The sequence below is a fragment of the Corynebacterium sp. AOP36-E1-14 genome (genome assembly GCF_052377495.1).
Taxonomy (GTDB): domain Bacteria; phylum Actinomycetota; class Actinomycetes; order Mycobacteriales; family Mycobacteriaceae; genus Corynebacterium.
The window spans coordinates 1-319 of sequence record NZ_JBQSWV010000086.1 but is presented as its reverse complement, the minus strand read 5'-3'; the positions used below and the strand labels follow the sequence as shown (position 1 = coordinate 319).

The window sequence follows — 319 nt, the reverse complement described above, 5'->3', positions numbered from 1 at the left end:
AGGCCCGTGCCGCGGGATCGCGAAAGGCTACCTTGATCAGCTTCCTGGCACCTCCGACCCCACCTTGCACTCAGCCTCCTTCTCAACCAACCGGACTAGTCGCTCGGTATCATCCGCACCGATTTGCCCTGGGTCAATGACCCGGCCTTCTGACGGCTCAATCGTGCCAATCTGCTCGCGCACAAGCTCCTCGCCCAGAGCAGTGTCCAACCCTGATCGACGATGAACGGCGATGGATATGTCCTCGACAGAGAACGCACCCGTCATGATTACCCTCTCACGTGCACACTCGACGCTACCTTCCTGATGTGGTCCAGAA

At 59.2% G+C, this 319-nt stretch carries 1 protein-coding gene; it reads right to left on the bottom strand.

All coding sequences use genetic code 11. The features are described from left to right. Positions 1-36: 36 nt before the first annotated feature. The coding region (locus ACT3TD_RS14855) for a hypothetical protein (protein ID WP_444615252.1) at positions 37-319 on the bottom strand (283 nt) is incomplete at its 5' end.